The organism is Aquitalea sp. S1-19, from assembly GCF_024343515.1.
Map to the genome: position 1 here is coordinate 1 of NZ_RJTZ01000085.1, position 15253 is coordinate 15253.

Annotated in this window: 15 protein-coding genes; 7 read left to right on the top strand and 8 right to left on the bottom strand. The window is 60.8% G+C overall.

Going from position 1 to position 15253, the window contains the following annotated elements; translation table 11 throughout:
• The 8 genes from EGI20_RS12765 to EGI20_RS12800 form a co-directional block, all read right to left on the bottom strand.
• The coding region (locus EGI20_RS12765; RefSeq protein ID WP_498631919.1) for a sodium-dependent transporter at positions 1-668 on the bottom strand (668 nt) is incomplete at its 3' end.
• A gap of 215 nt (positions 669-883) precedes the next feature.
• Positions 884-2200 (bottom strand): sodium-dependent transporter, encoded by a 1317-nt coding sequence (locus EGI20_RS12770; protein WP_498631921.1) that lies wholly within the window; start codon positions 2198-2200, stop codon positions 884-886.
• 199 nt (positions 2201-2399) lie between these two features.
• Positions 2400-3287, bottom strand: coding sequence for a sterol desaturase family protein (locus EGI20_RS12775; protein ID WP_498631923.1), 888 nt, complete (start codon positions 3285-3287; stop codon positions 2400-2402).
• 90 nt (positions 3288-3377) lie between these two features.
• Positions 3378-4475, bottom strand: a complete 1098-nt coding sequence (rodA, locus tag EGI20_RS12780) for a rod shape-determining protein RodA (protein ID WP_160795524.1) — start codon at positions 4473-4475, stop codon at positions 3378-3380.
• Entirely contained in the window at positions 4456-6444 is a 1989-nt protein-coding gene (gene mrdA, locus EGI20_RS12785) for a penicillin-binding protein 2 (RefSeq protein ID WP_498631925.1), read from the bottom strand. Before mrdA ends, rodA begins: the two co-directional genes overlap by 20 nt.
• Before the next feature lie 12 nt (positions 6445-6456).
• Positions 6457-6957, bottom strand: coding sequence for a rod shape-determining protein MreD (mreD, locus tag EGI20_RS12790; protein WP_498631927.1), 501 nt, complete (start codon positions 6955-6957; stop codon positions 6457-6459).
• Positions 6958-6963: 6 nt separating this feature from the next.
• A complete protein-coding gene (gene mreC / locus EGI20_RS12795) occupies positions 6964-7851 on the bottom strand; it encodes a rod shape-determining protein MreC (protein WP_498631929.1) in 888 nt (295 codons plus the stop codon).
• A gap of 47 nt (positions 7852-7898) precedes the next feature.
• A complete protein-coding gene (locus tag EGI20_RS12800; protein ID WP_124734905.1) occupies positions 7899-8942 on the bottom strand; it encodes a rod shape-determining protein in 1044 nt (347 codons plus the stop codon).
• Positions 8943-9136: 194 nt separating this feature from the next.
• Between EGI20_RS12800 and gatC the strand changes: the two genes are divergently transcribed.
• From gatC to EGI20_RS12835, 7 genes are all read left to right on the top strand, one after another.
• On the top strand, positions 9137-9424 hold the full coding sequence (gene gatC, locus EGI20_RS12805; protein WP_124734906.1) for an Asp-tRNA(Asn)/Glu-tRNA(Gln) amidotransferase subunit GatC: 288 nt from the start codon (positions 9137-9139) through the stop codon (positions 9422-9424).
• Positions 9425-9495: 71 nt separating this feature from the next.
• The gene (gene gatA / locus EGI20_RS12810; protein WP_498631932.1) at positions 9496-10947 is read left to right on the top strand and encodes an Asp-tRNA(Asn)/Glu-tRNA(Gln) amidotransferase subunit GatA; all 1452 of its coding nucleotides are present in this window, start codon (positions 9496-9498) and stop codon (positions 10945-10947) included.
• A 71-nt stretch (positions 10948-11018) separates the two neighbouring features.
• Positions 11019-12446, top strand: a complete 1428-nt coding sequence (gene gatB / locus EGI20_RS12815; RefSeq protein WP_498631934.1) for an Asp-tRNA(Asn)/Glu-tRNA(Gln) amidotransferase subunit GatB — start codon at positions 11019-11021, stop codon at positions 12444-12446.
• Positions 12447-12736: 290 nt separating this feature from the next.
• Positions 12737-13183, top strand: a complete 447-nt coding sequence (mraZ, locus tag EGI20_RS12820) for a division/cell wall cluster transcriptional repressor MraZ (protein ID WP_124734909.1) — start codon at positions 12737-12739, stop codon at positions 13181-13183.
• Positions 13180-14142, top strand: a complete 963-nt coding sequence (gene rsmH, locus EGI20_RS12825; RefSeq protein ID WP_498631936.1) for a 16S rRNA (cytosine(1402)-N(4))-methyltransferase RsmH — start codon at positions 13180-13182, stop codon at positions 14140-14142. Before mraZ ends, rsmH begins: the two co-directional genes overlap by 4 nt.
• Entirely contained in the window at positions 14139-14411 is a 273-nt protein-coding gene (ftsL, locus tag EGI20_RS12830; RefSeq protein WP_498631938.1) for a cell division protein FtsL, read from the top strand. Before rsmH ends, ftsL begins: the two co-directional genes overlap by 4 nt.
• Positions 14411-15253 (top strand): peptidoglycan D,D-transpeptidase FtsI family protein (locus tag EGI20_RS12835; protein ID WP_498631940.1); only part of this gene is annotated, 843 nt, incomplete at its 3' end. The genes ftsL and EGI20_RS12835, both read left to right, overlap by 1 nt.

Consider the following 15253-nt stretch of genomic DNA (forward strand, 5'->3'; position numbering starts at 1 on the left):
AATGCCAGCCCCAGCGCATCGACGGCACGGGCTGGGGTCAGTTCGCTAAAGTCGGGCTGCAGGAAAGCGATCACACCTGCGGCGGCGCCAGGCAGTGTCAGCGCCCGTACTACCAGTAGCAGCATGATCACGAATAGCGCCGGCATCAGTATCTTGCCCGCCCGTTCTATGCCTTTTTCGATGCCGCCCAGCACGATGGCGAGGGTGGCGAGGGCGAACAGTGCATGTGTCAGCAGCGGCGCAAGCGGATCGGACACGAAGTTGTCGAACAGTGCCGGCAGCGCCGCTGGCGCCGTCGACATTACGCGACCATCAAGGGCAAAGCCCAGATAGGCAAAGGTCCAGCCGCCGACCACGCTGTAGAACGAGAACAGCACGAAGCCGGCGAGCACGCCCAGCAGCCCGGCCAGCCGCCAGCGCGGACCGCCCATCTTGGCATAGGCGACGCTGGCACCACTGCGGGTGGTGCGGCCCAGTGCGATCTCGGCCACCATCAGCGCGAGGCCGAGGGTAAAACTGAACGCCAGATAAAGCAGGATAAAGGCGCCGCCACCGTTCTGTGCGGCGACATAGGGGAATTTCCAGATCGCGCCCAGTCCGATGGCAGAGCCGGCGGCGGCGAGAATGAAACCGAGGCGCGAGCCCCAGCTGTGGCGGTGTTGCGGCATAGTGTCCAGTTCCGGTGGGGACTCCGTCGGGCTGGCGGCCAAATGAAATCGGGCCGCCTGAGTGGGCGGCCCGATCGGAATGCATGATTTCAGAAGCTTGCAACCGTCCCGGCCGCCCTGAGCGGGCGGACCATAAAGGAAAACGCAAAAAATACGGCGTAACGGTTCATGAATATAAGTAAATCATGTACGTGCGCGGTGCGTCAAATGCAGGCTTACAGGTTTTTCAGCAAAATGGCCGCGATAGAGAGCGGTGCGACCAGGCGGCAGTTCCACTTCAGCAGCCATAGCGGCAGGCCGCTCAGGCCGGAATGTTCACGCAGCAGCGGCCACACGCGCCAGCCGGCGAACAGCGCCACCAGGATGCCGGACAACGGCATCAGTACATTGCTGACGCTGTAATCCATCGCATCGAAAATATTCTTGCCGAACACGCTGATGTCTGACCACGGCCCCAGTGACAGCGATGCCGGCACGCCGCACAGGAACACGGCTGCGCTTAACGCCAGCAGCACCGGCCGGCGTGGCAGCTTGAATTCGTCGAGGAACAGCGTCGCGATCAGCTCCAGCATCGATACCGACGAGGTCAGCGCCGCCACTGCCAGCAGTGTAAAAAACACGATGGCCAGCGCTTGGCCGAAAGGCAGGCTGGCAAATACGATGGGCATGGTCATGAAGGTGAGACCCGGGCCTGCGGCCGGGTCCAGGCCGAAGGCAGTCAGCGCCGGGAAGATCATCAGCCCGGCGAGAATCGCCACCATGCACGACAGGCCCACCACCCATGTCGCCGAGTGCAGTACCGGCGTCTGTTGTTTCACGTACGAGCCGTAGGCGATCATGCCGCCGGTACCCAGCGACAGCGAGAAGAAGGCTAAGCCCAGCGCGTCGCCGACCATGGCCGGGGTGACGGCGTTAAAGTCGGGGGTGAAGAAGGCGAGCGCGCCGGCGGCAGCACCGGGCAGGGTCAAGGAGCGCACGATCAGCCCCAGCATCATCAGAAACAGGGCCGGCATTAACAGCTTGCTGGCGCGTTCGATGCCTTTTTCCACCCCGCCCAGCACGATGGCCAGCGTTAACAGCGCGAAAGCGGCATGGCTGACGATGGGCCACAGCGGGTCTTCGACGTAGCGGGCGAAGGTCTGCTGCAGCACCCCGCTATCGGTGGTCAGCACCGAGCCCTCGATTGCCAGCGCGACATAGCCCAGCGTCCAGCCGCCGACCACGCTGTAGAAGCTGTACAGCACGAAGGCGGCGAAGATGCCCATCAAGCCCACCAGTGGCCAGGCGCCACCGGCCAATTGGCGGAACATGCCGACCGGGCCGGTTTGTGCGGCACGCCCCAGCGTGAACTCGACCAGAAGCTGGGCCAGGCCCAGGGTGAAGCTGAACAGCAGAAACAGCAGGATAAAGGCGCCGCCGCCATTCATGGCTGTGACAAAGGGAAACTTCCAGATGGCGCCCAGGCCGACGGCCGAGCCGGCGGAGGCGAGGATAAAACCGAGGCGCGAGCCCCAGGCGGAACGTGTTGTCATGATGGTCCTTGTCGTGGGACCTTCACCCGCTCACCACCCATGGCGTCCAGCAACAAAAAGGCCGCCTTGGGCGGCGGCCTGGATGTCGGTCGATTCTGTTGTTCAGACGCGCGCAAATTCTCCGGCCACCAAAAGGAGGACCGGATAATAAGACTGGCCGAAGCGGGCCGCGCGCTCTGCGTTTTTCATGGTGCGGCCATCATGGCTTGCCGGCGGACAGGCTGTCAAGCGTTGGCGATTGGGCGGTCGCTATTTTTTCGGCCTCTTCCGGCGTACCGAACAAGAGCAGTAGCCGCTCGCGCCATGAGCGTGCCCGGCCGGTTTCGCGGGCCATATCTAGCCATTCGGTCAGCGAAACCACCAGCGGGTTGTAGCTCGTCACCGGCTTGACCGTGCCGTAGTCGCACGGCTCGGCCGGGTCCTCGGCGACAAAGCTGCCGAACAGCTTGTCCCACACCACCAGCACGCCGGCGAAATTGCGGTCGAGATAGCGCGGATTTTTCGCATGGTGTACGCGGTGGATGGACGGCGTGTTGAACAGTTTTTCAAAGGCACCCAGATGCGGGATGGCCTGGGTGTGGATATAGAACTGGTAGGCGAGGTTGATCAGTACAATGCCGACGATGGCTTGCGGCGGGAAGCCCAGCCACGCCAGCGGCAGCCAGAACGCCCACATGCCGGCGACCGGGTACATCAGGCTCTGGCGGAAGGCGGTGGTGAAGTTCATCCGTGTCGAGCTGTGGTGCACGCTGTGCGCCGCCCACAGCCAGCGCACGCGGTGGCTGGCGCGGTGAAAACCGTAATAGAGCAGGTCCTGCAGGATAAACAGCGCGAAAAAAGCCGGCCACGACAGCTCGAAATGGAACAGGCGGTACTGGTACACCCAGGCGTAGAGCGGGATCACCAGAAACCACGCCAGCTTGTCGGCGCCCTGGTGCAGCAAGCCCAGTGCCGCATTGCACAGGCTGTCGCGCCAGTCGTAGACATCGCCCCGCCCCTGGCGCGCCCAGTAGCGGATCTCCCACGCCACCGCCAGCAAAAACAGTGGCGTCAGCCCCAGCAACAGCAACTCGATATCGAACCCCATGGCCATCTCCTCATGTCTGCCGGGCACCATGCGTGGGTGGCCGGTCTGTCTATATGGTATGACGTAAGGGTTGGTGTGGGAAGGGCGGCTTTAGCGCCGATCGATATTGGCGATGCTCATCAGCATGCCCATGCCGACAGCCAGCGAGACGGTAGCGGTGCCGCCGTAGGAGACAAAGGGTAGCGGCACACCAACTACCGGCAGGATGCCGGCCACCATGCCCATATTGACGAAGGCGTACATAAAGAAGGTCAGCGTGATCGAGCCGGCCATCAGCCGGCCGTATAGAGTCTGGGCGCGGGCGGTAATCATTAGGCCGCGGCTGAGGATGGCCATATACAGCAGCAGCAGGATGAGATTGCCGGCCAGACCGAACTCTTCCGAGTAAACGGCGAAAATGAAATCGGTGGTGCGCTCGGGGATGAATTCGAGGTGGGTCTGAGTGCCGGACAGCCAGCCCTTGCCCCACGGGCCGCCCGAGCCGATGGCGATGGTGGACTGGATGATGTGGTAGCCATCGCCTAGCGGATCCTGAGTCGGGTCGAGCAGGGTCAGCACGCGGCGGCGCTGATAGTCATGCATGAAGTGCCAGACTAGCGGCAGGCTGGCCAAAAAGCCGGCCCCGGCGCCAAGTATGACCTTCCATGACAGGCCGGCGAAGAACAGTACGAACAGGCCCGAGGTCATGATCAGGGTGGCGGTGCCGAGGTCGGGCTGCTTGAGAATGAGTACGCCTGGCACCAGAATAATGGCCAGCCCCACCAGATAGTGCCACCAGCGGATCTGGCCTTCATTGTGCTGGAAGTACCAGGCCACCATCATTGGCAGCGCGATTTTCATGATCTCGGACGGCTGGATGCGCATGATGCCCAGGTTCAGCCAGCGCTGCGAACCGTTGACGATAATGCCGAACAGCTCGACCGCCACCAGCAGCAGCACGCCGACCAGATAGACCGGCGGCGCGAACATCATCACCGTCTGCGGCCGGCTCCAGGCCAGCAGCCACAAGATGCCGAACGACAGCGCGCTATAGACCAGCTTGTTGTCTATCTTGCCGAAGGTTTCGTTGGATGCGGAATACAGTACCAGCAGGCTGAGGACAAACAGCAGGCCGAGAAACAGCATCAGCCAGGCATCAAGCGGCTGGATGATGCTGTGCCACAGGCGTTTAAGGGGATGGGGATGCATGGGTCTTCTTGTCCGCGACGGGTGCACTGGCGTCTACTACGCCGGTGTCCGCTGTTTCTGGCAGCGCCATGGTTTGCAGGAGGGCGTTTATGTCGGCCGGCACTTTGCCGGTCAGATAGTAGTCGATCACACCGCGCGCCACCGGTGCGGCTGCGGCAGCGCCGAAGCCGGCATTCTCCACGATCACTGCGACGGCGATGGTCGGCTTTTCCGCCGGTGCAAAGGCAATAAACCACGAATGGTCGCGGTGCTGCTCGGCAAGCGCGCCGGCATTGTATTTTGCACCCTGCTTGATCTGCACGACCTGGGCGGTACCGGTCTTGCCGGCCATGCGATAAGTCAGGTTTTGTCCCAGACGCCAGGCGGTGCCGCCAGGCTTGAGCACGCCTTCCATTGCCTGCTTGATGTAGTCGTAGTTTTGCTGTTTGAAGGCGAGCTGACGTTGCGGCCTGGCTTCCACCAACTGTACCTTGCCATTTTTGCTGTCGGTGATGGTCTGCACCAGGTGCGGTTTGAACACCTTGCCGTCGGCGGCCAGTATCGCGGTGGCGTTGGCCATCTGTAGCGGGGTATAGGCATTGAAACCCTGGCCGATACCGATGCTGACCACGTCGGCCGGAATCCAGCGCTGATACTCCGGCTTCATCTTCGAGAAGCGCTTGGCTTTCCATTCTTTCGATGGCAGCACGCCGATGGCCTCGCCATCCAGGTCGATACCGGTCCGGCTGCCCAGACCGAACTGGCCCAGTACCGGATGGATACGGTCTATGCCCATATCCCATGCCAGCTTGTAGAAAAAGGTATCACTGGAAACGGCGATGGCCTTGGACAGGTTGGCCGAGCCGTTGCCGGAGGGTTTGCTGTCGCGAAAGCGGTGGCTGGAGCCGGGCAGGGTGAAGTAGCCAGGCGCACCGCGCACTTCATTGGGGCCGATGGCGCCGGTTTCCAGCGCCGCCATGCCCATAAACGGCTTGAAGGTGGAGCCCGGCGGGTACAGGCCGCGCCGTGCACGGTTGATCAGCGGCTTCTGCCAGTCTTCGTTGAGGTTCTTCCAGCTTTGGGTGTCGATGCCGTCGATAAACAGCCCGGGGTCGAAGCCGGGTTTGGACAAGAGGGCCAGGACGCCGCCGGTTTGCGGGTCTATTGCCACCAGTGCGCCACGGCGCTGGCCGAACAGTTTGTCGGCGACGTCCTGCAGGCGGATGTCGAGCGCCAGCTTGAGATCATTGCCATTTTTGGGCGGGGTGCGCTTGAGGCTGCGGATGGCGCGGCCCAGGTAATCGGTTTCGACTTCTTCGAAGCCCGGTATGCCGCGCAGCTCGTCTTCATAGACTTTTTCCAGCCCCAACTTGCCGATATGGGTCGCGCCGCGATAGTTGGCTGTCTTTTGTTCTTCGGCAATGTTTTCCTTGTCGCGCGGGCCGATACGGCCGATATAACCCAGCACATGGCTGGTCAGCTCCTTGTACGGATAGTCGCGGAACAGGCGGGCTTTGACTTCGACGCCGGGCAGGCGATAGCCGTTGGCGGCCACGCGTGCGGCCTCTTCGTCCGACAGCTTCATTTTCAGAGCTGAAGGCTCGAACTTCTTGTTTTCGCTGAGAAATTTTCGGAAGCGCTTCATGTCGCGCGGGGTCAGTTCGACCAGGGTACCCAGTTGGGCCACCATTGCTTCTAGGTCACCGGTTTTGGACGGGGTGATTTCCAGCGTATAGGCAGAATAATTTTGCGCCAGTACGATGCCGTTACGGTCGGTAATCAGGCCGCGGTTGGGCTGCACCGGCACCAGCGAGATCGAATTGTTTTGCGCCAGCGTCGAGTAGTGGTCGTACTGTATCACCTGCAGCCAGACGAAACGCCCGGCCAGCACCAGAAACATCAGCAGCATGAACAGGTAGGCCACGACCAGGCGCAACTGGAACTGGTCATTGTCGGCGCGTGGTGTTTTCAAACGGGTAGGGCGGGGCATGTGGCGCGTAACCTAGTGCTTCTGGCGGTAAGGGGCGAGCAGAACCTTGGTCAGCAAAGGCCAGAGCAAGGCACCGATCAGCGGCGGCAGAAAATAATTCCAGCCGACAAAGGCGGCACCCGTGGCCATGCGTGCCAGTACCATAATGATCTGGTTGGTCAGTAAGAGCGCGAGCACGACCAGCGATTGCTGACCCAGATTGAACATCACCAGCTGGCGCTGGCGCATCTGTGCCAGATAGCAGCTGATGGAATAGGCCAGTGCATGCTGACCGAACAGACCGGCGGTGGCAATGTCGGCAATCAGCCCGATGGTAAAACCGGTGCCGACACCGACCAGACGCGGCTGGTTGATCGCCCAGTAAATAAGCAGTAAACCGACAAAATCGGGCATCCAGCGTGTGGAGCCGACCGGCAAAGGAATCAGTTCGGCCGTGATGGCCAGAGCAAAGCTCAGATAGATCAGGCGCAGACTGACAGGTTTGAGCAGTTCTTGCGGGTGGTCAAGCGACATGCGGCATTATCCTGGAGACGGTGTAGCGGTAGCCGGTGCCGAGGCAGGCTGTACTGCTGCCGGCACGGTACGTACCGGTAGCGCCAGTACAAAGCGGCCATGATTGATGCCGCCTAATGGTGTACTGGTAATGCGGGCAAAGGATGCACCCGAGCCGCGTTCTACTGCCGTCACTTTTGCAACCGGCAGGCCGGCCGGATACAGGCCGTCTATGCCCGAGGTTTGCAGCAGGTCGCCGGGCTTGATGTCGGCGGCCGGCGGCAGATAACGCACCTCGACGCCGCCGCCATAGCCGTACAGAATGGCGCGCACACCGGTGCGCTGGATCATGACCGGTACCATCTGGTGCTTGTCGGTAATCAGCGTGACCTCTGCTGACAAAGGCTGTACCCGGGTGACCTGACCGATCAGGCCGGCTTCGTCGAGCACTGGCTGGCCAGTGCTCAAGCCGGCATCCTCGCCCTTGTCGATAATGATCTTGTGCGAGAACGGATCGCGCCCGGTGTATAGCACCTCGGCGATCTGGCCCTGATCGTTACGGCTGATGCGCAACTGGTTGGTCTTTTTCAGCTCGTTCAGATCGCGCTCGGCGGCTTGCAGGCGCACGATTTGCGCCGCCAGTGCCAGCTGGCGGTTTTTCAGCTCGTCATTTTCCGTTTTCAGTTCGGCCTGACGGACAAAAAAATCCCCGACATGCCGTGCGGCCGACACAGGCATATTGACTGCCTGTTGTAGCGGATAAAGCACGACCGACAGCCCTTCGCGGCTGCGCTCCATTAGGCCGAACTGGCTATCTCCGACCAGCAGGGCAAGAGACAGCGTGACGCTAATGGTAAGACGCACGACCGGCGAAGGTCCGTGATGGAAAAAGCTGGGCGTATTGGAAAATTCCATAGGGCAAGGCGGGCGCGCTCAGCGAGTGCGCCCTGTTCCGGCTTCGCTCAGGGTACGCTCGTGAAAATAGTGCCGTGCTTGTCCATCTTGTCCAGCGCCTTGCCCGAACCACGCACCACGCAGGTCAGAGGTTCTTCGGCGACGAACACAGGCAGACCGGTTTCTTCGGCCAGCAGGCGATCGATGTCCTTCAGCAGCGCGCCGCCACCGGTCAGGACCATGCCCTTGTCGGCGATATCGGCGCCCAGTTCCGGCGGGGTCTGTTCCAGCGCGATCTTCACGGCGGACACGATCTGGTTCAAAGGCTCGGTCAAGGCTTCGAGAATCTCGTTGCTGGACACGGTGAATGCGCGCGGGATGCCTTCGGCCAGATTGCGGCCCTTGACTTCCATTTCGCGCACTTCGGCGCCAGGGAAGGCCGAACCAATAGTTTTCTTGATTTCTTCGGCCGTGGTTTCACCGATCAGCATGCCGTAGTTGCGGCGGATGTAATTGATGATGGCTTCGTCGAACTTGTCGCCGCCGACACGTACCGAGTTGGAGTAGACCACGCCACCTAGCGAGATCACGCCGACTTCGGTGGTGCCGCCACCGATATCCACGACCATGGAGCCGGTCGGCTCTTCGACCGGCAGGCCAGCACCAATGGCGGCGGCCATCGGCTCTTCGATCAATTCGACGCGGCGTGCGCCGGCAGCCAGTGCCGAATCCTTGATCGCGCGGCGCTCAACCTGGGTCGAGCCGCAAGGCACGCAGATCACGATGCGTGGGCTGGCCGAGAAGAAACGGCTGGGAGCCACTTTCTTGATGAACTGCTTGAGCATCTGCTCGGTGACCGTGAAGTCGGCGATCACGCCGTCCTTCATCGGACGGATGGCCTGAATGGAGCCAGGGGTACGGCCCAGCATGCGCTTGGCCTCGATGCCGACGGCGAGGATGGATTTTTTGTTGGTCGGCGCGTCGCTGTGGATGGCCACAACGGAAGGTTCATCCAGTACGATGCCTTTGCCGCGCATGTAGATCAGCGTGTTGGCGGTGCCAAGGTCAATGGCGAGATCGTTGGAGAAATAGCCGGTCAGGGAGCGAAACATGGGTCATCCTGCAATCTGTGTGGGCACGCTTGTGTAAGCGCACCCATGAATTCTGTATATGCCAAAGGCGGAGGGGCGGGCTGCTGTTCCGGCGTATTTTTCACCGCCCCGTACCGCCGTCGATCTTGGGTGAAACTAACCGCCTATGATACCCTATTACGCTTGAAAAATTAAAGACTTTGACCGAGGTTGCCATGTCGCTGACGCATCAGGACGTCGCGCGTATCGCCCAGCTTTCCCGCATCGCAGTGACCGAAGCGGAAATCGAGGCGGTTGGCGCGCAGCTTAATAATATTTTTGGCCTGATCGAGAAGATGCAGGCCGTGAACACCGACGGCATCGAGCCTATGGCCCACCCGCAGGATGTCAGTCTGCGCCTGCGCGAGGATGTCGTGACCGAGACCAACCATCGTGATGCCTATCAGGCGGTCGCGCCGCTGGTGGAAAAGGGTCTGTTCCTTGTGCCCAAGGTGATCGAGTAAACGCCGGCAACAAGCCGTCTGACTCCGCATGGCCTGTGCGCCGTGCGTGCTAACCGGATTTAGAAAACGACATGATTCAAGCCACGCTCAAGCAATTGTCGCAGCAGCTGGCAGACAAGGAAGTGTCTGCCGTCGAGCTTGCTGCCGCCTATCTCGACCGTATCGAGGCATTGAACCCTGCGCTCAATGCCTTCATTACCGTTGACCGTGAAAAAACCCTGGCCGCCGCGCAGGCGGCCGACGCCCGCCGCGCCGGTGGTGACACCGGCGCCTTGGTCGGCGTGCCGGTCGCACATAAGGATATCTTCTGCCAGCAGGGCTGGAAGACCAGTTGCGGCTCCAGAATGCTCGACAACTTTATCGCGCCTTATAGCGCGAATGTGATCGAGCAGTGCGATGCCGCCGGCCTGGTGTCGCTGGGGCGTACCAATATGGACGAGTTCGCCATGGGTTCGTCCAATGAAAACAGCTACTACGGCGCGGTCAAAAACCCGTGGGATCTGGCGGCGATTCCGGGCGGCAGCTCGGGTGGTTCGGCCGCGGCCGTTGCCGCGCGCATGACGCCAGTGGCCACCGGTACAGATACCGGCGGCTCCATTCGCCAGCCGGCCAGCCATTGCGGCATTACCGGCATCAAGCCGACTTATGGCGTGGTCAGCCGTTACGGCATGGTGGCTTACGCCAGCTCGCTGGATCAGGGCGGCCCGCTGGCGCAAACCGCCGAAGACTGCGCACTGATGCTTAATGTGATGGCAGGCTTCGATGCGCGCGATTCGACCAGCCTCGAGCGCGCCAAGGAAGACTACAGCCGCGAACTGAACCAGCCGCTGGCTGGGCTAAAAGTCGGTCTGCCACGCGAGTATTTCGCCGAAGGCTTGTCGGCCGATGTGGCACGAGTGATTACGGCAGCGGTCGCCGAGCTGAAAAAGCTGGGTGCCTGCGTGGTGGATGTGTCCCTGCCCAATACCGAGCTATCGATTCCGGCTTATTACGTGATTGCGCCAGCCGAAGCATCGGCCAACCTGTCGCGCTATGACGGCGTGCGTTACGGACACCGTGCCACCGAGTACAAGGATCTGGTCGAGATGTACGAGAAGACCCGTGCCGAAGGCTTCGGTAGCGAGGTCAAGCGCCGCATCATGGTTGGCAGCTATGTGCTGAGTCACGGTTACTACGATGCTTACTACCTCAAGGCGCAGAAGATACGCCGCCTGATTGCCAATGATTTCACCGCTGCCTTCGGCGATTGCGATGTGATTCTGGGACCGGTGGCACCGACCGCCGCCTTCAATATCGGTGAAAAGTCCGGTGATCCGGTGCAGATGTATCTGTCCGATATCTATACCCTGTCGGTCAACCTGGCCGGTTTGCCGGCGATGAGCGTGCCAGCCGGTTTTGCCGACAACGGCCGCCCGGTCGGTCTGCAGATCATCGGCAACTACTTCGCCGAAGCCAAGATGCTGAATGTGGCGCACCAGTTCCAGCAGGCGACCGACTGGCACCAGCGCGTGCCGGCCCTGTGAAATGACAGCCGTGTCGCGGTGGGTGCCCGATTGGGGTGCGAGCCGCGACCGCATAAAGGGATAAAGACAAGATGAAATGGGAAGTCGTTATCGGTCTTGAGGTGCATGTGCAGCTCAATACCGTCTCCAAGATTTTCTCCGGCTCCAGCACTGCTTTCGGTGCCGAGCCGAATACCCAGGCCTCGGTGGTCGAGCTGGCCTTTCCCGGCGTATTGCCGGTGATGAACAAGGCGGCAGTCGAAAAGGCGATCCGTCTGGGTCTGGCGCTCAATGCCCAGATCAACCGCAAGAATGTGTTTGCCCGTAAAAACTACTTCTACCCCGATCTGCCCAAGGGCTACCAGATCAGCCAGATGGATCATCCCATCGTCGGGCCGGGTACACTGGCGATTCAGGTCGGCGACAGCGAAAAGCTGGTGCGGGTGACGCGCGCGCATCTGGAAGAAGATGCCGGCAAGAGCCTGCATGAAGAATTTGTCGGCATGAGCGGCATCGACCTGAACCGCGCCGGTACGCCTTTGCTGGAAGTGGTGTCCGAGCCGGACATGTGCTCGGCCGACGAGGCGGTTGCCTATGCCCGCGCCCTGCATGGCTTGGTGACTTGGCTGGGGATTTGCGACGGTAATATGCAGGAAGGCAGCTTCCGCGTGGATGCCAACGTCTCGGTGCGCCCCGCAGGTCAGGCCGAGCTGGGTACGCGGCGCGAAATCAAGAACCTTAACTCTTTCCGCTTTTTGCAGCAGGCGATCGAATACGAGATCCAGTGGCAGATCGATACGCTGGAAGATGGCGGGCGCATCGTGCAGGGCACGGTGCTGTTTGACCCGGACTCGGGCGAGACACGCATGATGCGCAGCAAGGAAGACGCGCATGATTACCGCTACTTCCCCGATCCGGACCTGCTGCCTATCTGCCTGAGCGAAGAGCAGATCGAACGCGTGCGCGGAGAGATGCCTGAGTTGCCGGGTGCGATGAAAGCGCGTTTTGTCGAGGCTTTCGGCGTATCGGCCTATGACGCGGCCTTGCTGACCTCCAGCCGCGAACTGGCTGCTTACTTTGAAGCGGTCGCCCAGGCGACCGGCGAAGGCAAGCTGGCTGCCAACTGGGTCAATGGCGAGATTGCGGCACGCCTGAACAAGGAAGGCCTGGCGATTGGCGATTGCCCGATTGCGGTGGCGCGCCTGTCCGAGCTGGTGCGGCGTATTGCCGACAACACCCTGTCCAGCAAGCTGGCCAAGCAGGTGTTCGATGCCTTGTGGACGAGCGAGCTGTCGGTCGATGCCATTATCGAACGCGACGGCCTGAAGCAGGTGTCCGATGTCGGTGCCATCGAGAAAATGGTGGATGAAGCATTGGCGGCCAACCCCAAGGCGGTGGAAGAGTTCCGCGCCGGCAAGGAAAAAGCGCTGAATGCGCTGGCAGGCCAGGTGATGAAAGCCTCCAAAGGCAAGGCTAACCCAGCCCAGGTACAGGAAATCCTGCGCCAGAAGCTGGCCTGATCGGTTCTGCCTTTTGAGCGGCCAGATGGTGAGCGATCACTATCTGGCCGCTATTGTTTTGTGTGCCTCCCCCTTGTAATTAAGACTTTATTGAATATCCCTGTTTTAACTCCCTGATTCGATAAGAAAATAGCAGGACGAACATTGCCTAAGTCATTGTCGCAAAAGGTGAATTACTTGATGGTGATATTGACCGTTTCAGTCTGTAGTCTTTATAGTGGCGGAAGGTGGGATAAAGTGGATAAAAGTGGGGTAAAACCGGCATCTGATGCCAAGGAGCAAGCGCAAGCATGATCAACGGTGTCAGCCGCCTGTCGCTGGACAATAAGGGACGCTTGGCTATTCCTGCCCGGCACCGCGAGGCCTTGTTGTCCGCTTTTGGCAAGCGCCTGATGCTGACACTGGATTCTGCGCGTTTTTTATTGCTTTACCCGGAACAGAACTGGCGCACAGTTGAAGCCCGCCTGCTTGCCATGCCGGCAGGCAACCCCGTATTGCAGCGCTATCAGCGTCTGGTGCTCGGCCACGCCGAGCCGGTCGAAATGGATAGCGCAGGCCGCATTTTGCTGCCCGCCCACCTGCGTGCCCTGGTCCAGCTGGATAAAGGCGTGACGCTGGTCGGCATGGGTAACCGTTTCGAGTTATGGGATGCGGCCAAGTGGGAAGAACAGACCCGCGAGGCGCTGGATATGAATCCGGCGGACCTTGCCCAGCATCTTGGAGATTTTACGTTGTGACCCAAACCGTATTTACGCACCGCACGGTGCTGCTTGCCGAAGCTGTCGATGCGCTTGCCGTCCGCCCGGATGGCGTTTATGTCGACTGTACCTTCGGGCGCGGTGGGCACAGCCGGCTGATTCTGTCCAGGCTCGGCCCTGAAGGCCGCCTGATTGCTTTTGACAAGGATCCGGAAGCGATCCGCGAAGCAGAGCAGCTGGCACAGCAGGACACCCGTTTTACCATCGTGCACGAAGGGTTCGAAACGCTGGAGCGCGAGCTTGCACGGCTGAATATTGCTGCCGTTGATGGCGTGCTGATGGATCTGGGCGTTTCGTCGCCGCAGATAGACGATGGCCGGCGCGGCTTCAGTTTCCGCTTTGATGCGCCGCTGGACATGCGCATGGATACCAGCCGCGGCCTGACCGCCGCCCAGTGGCTGGCCAGTGCCGAAGAAACCGAAATCAGGGAGGTCATCAAAACTTATGGTGAAGAGCGGTTTGCTCGCAAGATCGCAGCAGCCATTGTTGCGCAAAGGGATGAGTCCCCCCTCACGACGACGCGTGAGCTCGCCTTGCTCGTCGCGAAGAACGTCCATTCTCGCGAACCGGGTCAGGACCCCGCGACGCGAACCTTCCAGGCCATCCGCATCCATATCAATGGCGAACTGGAAGAGCTGAACCGCGTGTTGCCACAGGCCGGCCGGGTGCTGGCCGAGGGCGGGCGTCTGGCGGTGATCAGCTTCCATTCGCTGGAAGACCGTATCGTCAAACTGTTTATGCGCGATGCAGCGACGGCCGACAAACTGCCGGCCTGGGTCGCGGTGCGGGCGGTCGATATCGGCGAGGCGCCATTGAAGATTATCGGCAAGCCGGTGCGCGCTAGCAGCGACGAGATTGCCGAAAATCCGCGCTCGCGCAGTGCCATCATGCGCACAGCCCTGCGTACGGCAACGCCCTGGCCGGAGCGCGATGCGTGAATCGCTTGAACGCCATTTTACTGATGGTGCTGGTGGCCTGTGCCATGTCGGTGGTGAGCTCGCAGCATATGGCACGCAAGCTGTATAGCGAGCTGGAAAAAGAACAGAAGCAGACCAAGATGTATGGCGTCGAGTATGGCCAGCTGCTGCTGGAGCAAAGTACCTGGGGGGCGCAGGCGCTGATCGAGAAAGTCTCGTCCGAGCGTCTGGGCATGCATGCGCCCGAGCCGCGTGAAATACAGGTTGTATTCGGCAAGGAGGGGCAGTGATGCCGCCCCGCGCCTATTCGCTGCATGACCGTTCAGTGTCCAAGCCCGCCATGCGCATCGCGCCGGGCCGGGTGTCGGTGGTACTGGGCGGCTTGGGCTTTCTATTCTTGCTGCTGCTTTTGCGGGCGCTGTATCTGCAGGTCGCCCAGCAGGACTTCCTGCAGAACCAGGGTGATGCGCGTTTTCGCCGCAGCATGACGCTGGAGGCGACCCGCGGCGTGATTGCCGATCGTAATGGCGAGCCGCTAGCCATCAGTACGCCGGTACAGACCATCTGGGCCAGCCCTGCCGGCATGCCTGAGGTGAATGAAACCCAGTTGGCCCAGCTTGCGCGCCTGCTGGAAGTGCCTGCCGCTGAAATCCGCAGCCGTCTGGCCGACAAGAAGCGCGAATTCGTCTATCTCAAGCGCCAGATCAGCCCGGAGCAGGCCAATGCGGTGATGGAGCTGGGCATTCCTGGTGTGGCCAAACAGCAGGAATTCCGCCGCTATTACCCGGCAGGGGAGATGCTGTCGCATATCGTCGGTTTTACCGGTGTAGACGGCAAGGGGCAAGAAGGGCTTGAACTGGCGCGCGATGCCATGTTGTCGGGCAAGCATGGCAAGCGGGTTGTGCTGCGCGACCGGCGCGGCTACATCATCGACGATCTGGCTGCGATCGAGCCGCCCAAAGACGGCCAGACCATGACCTTGTCGATCGACCGCCGCATCCAGTATCTGGCCTACCGCGAACTGAAAAACGCCGTCGAGGTGAATAAGGCCAAGGCCGGCGGTATCGTGGTACTGGATGGCAAGACCGGCGAAATTCTGGCGCTGGCCAATTATCCGTCGTTCAACCCCAAT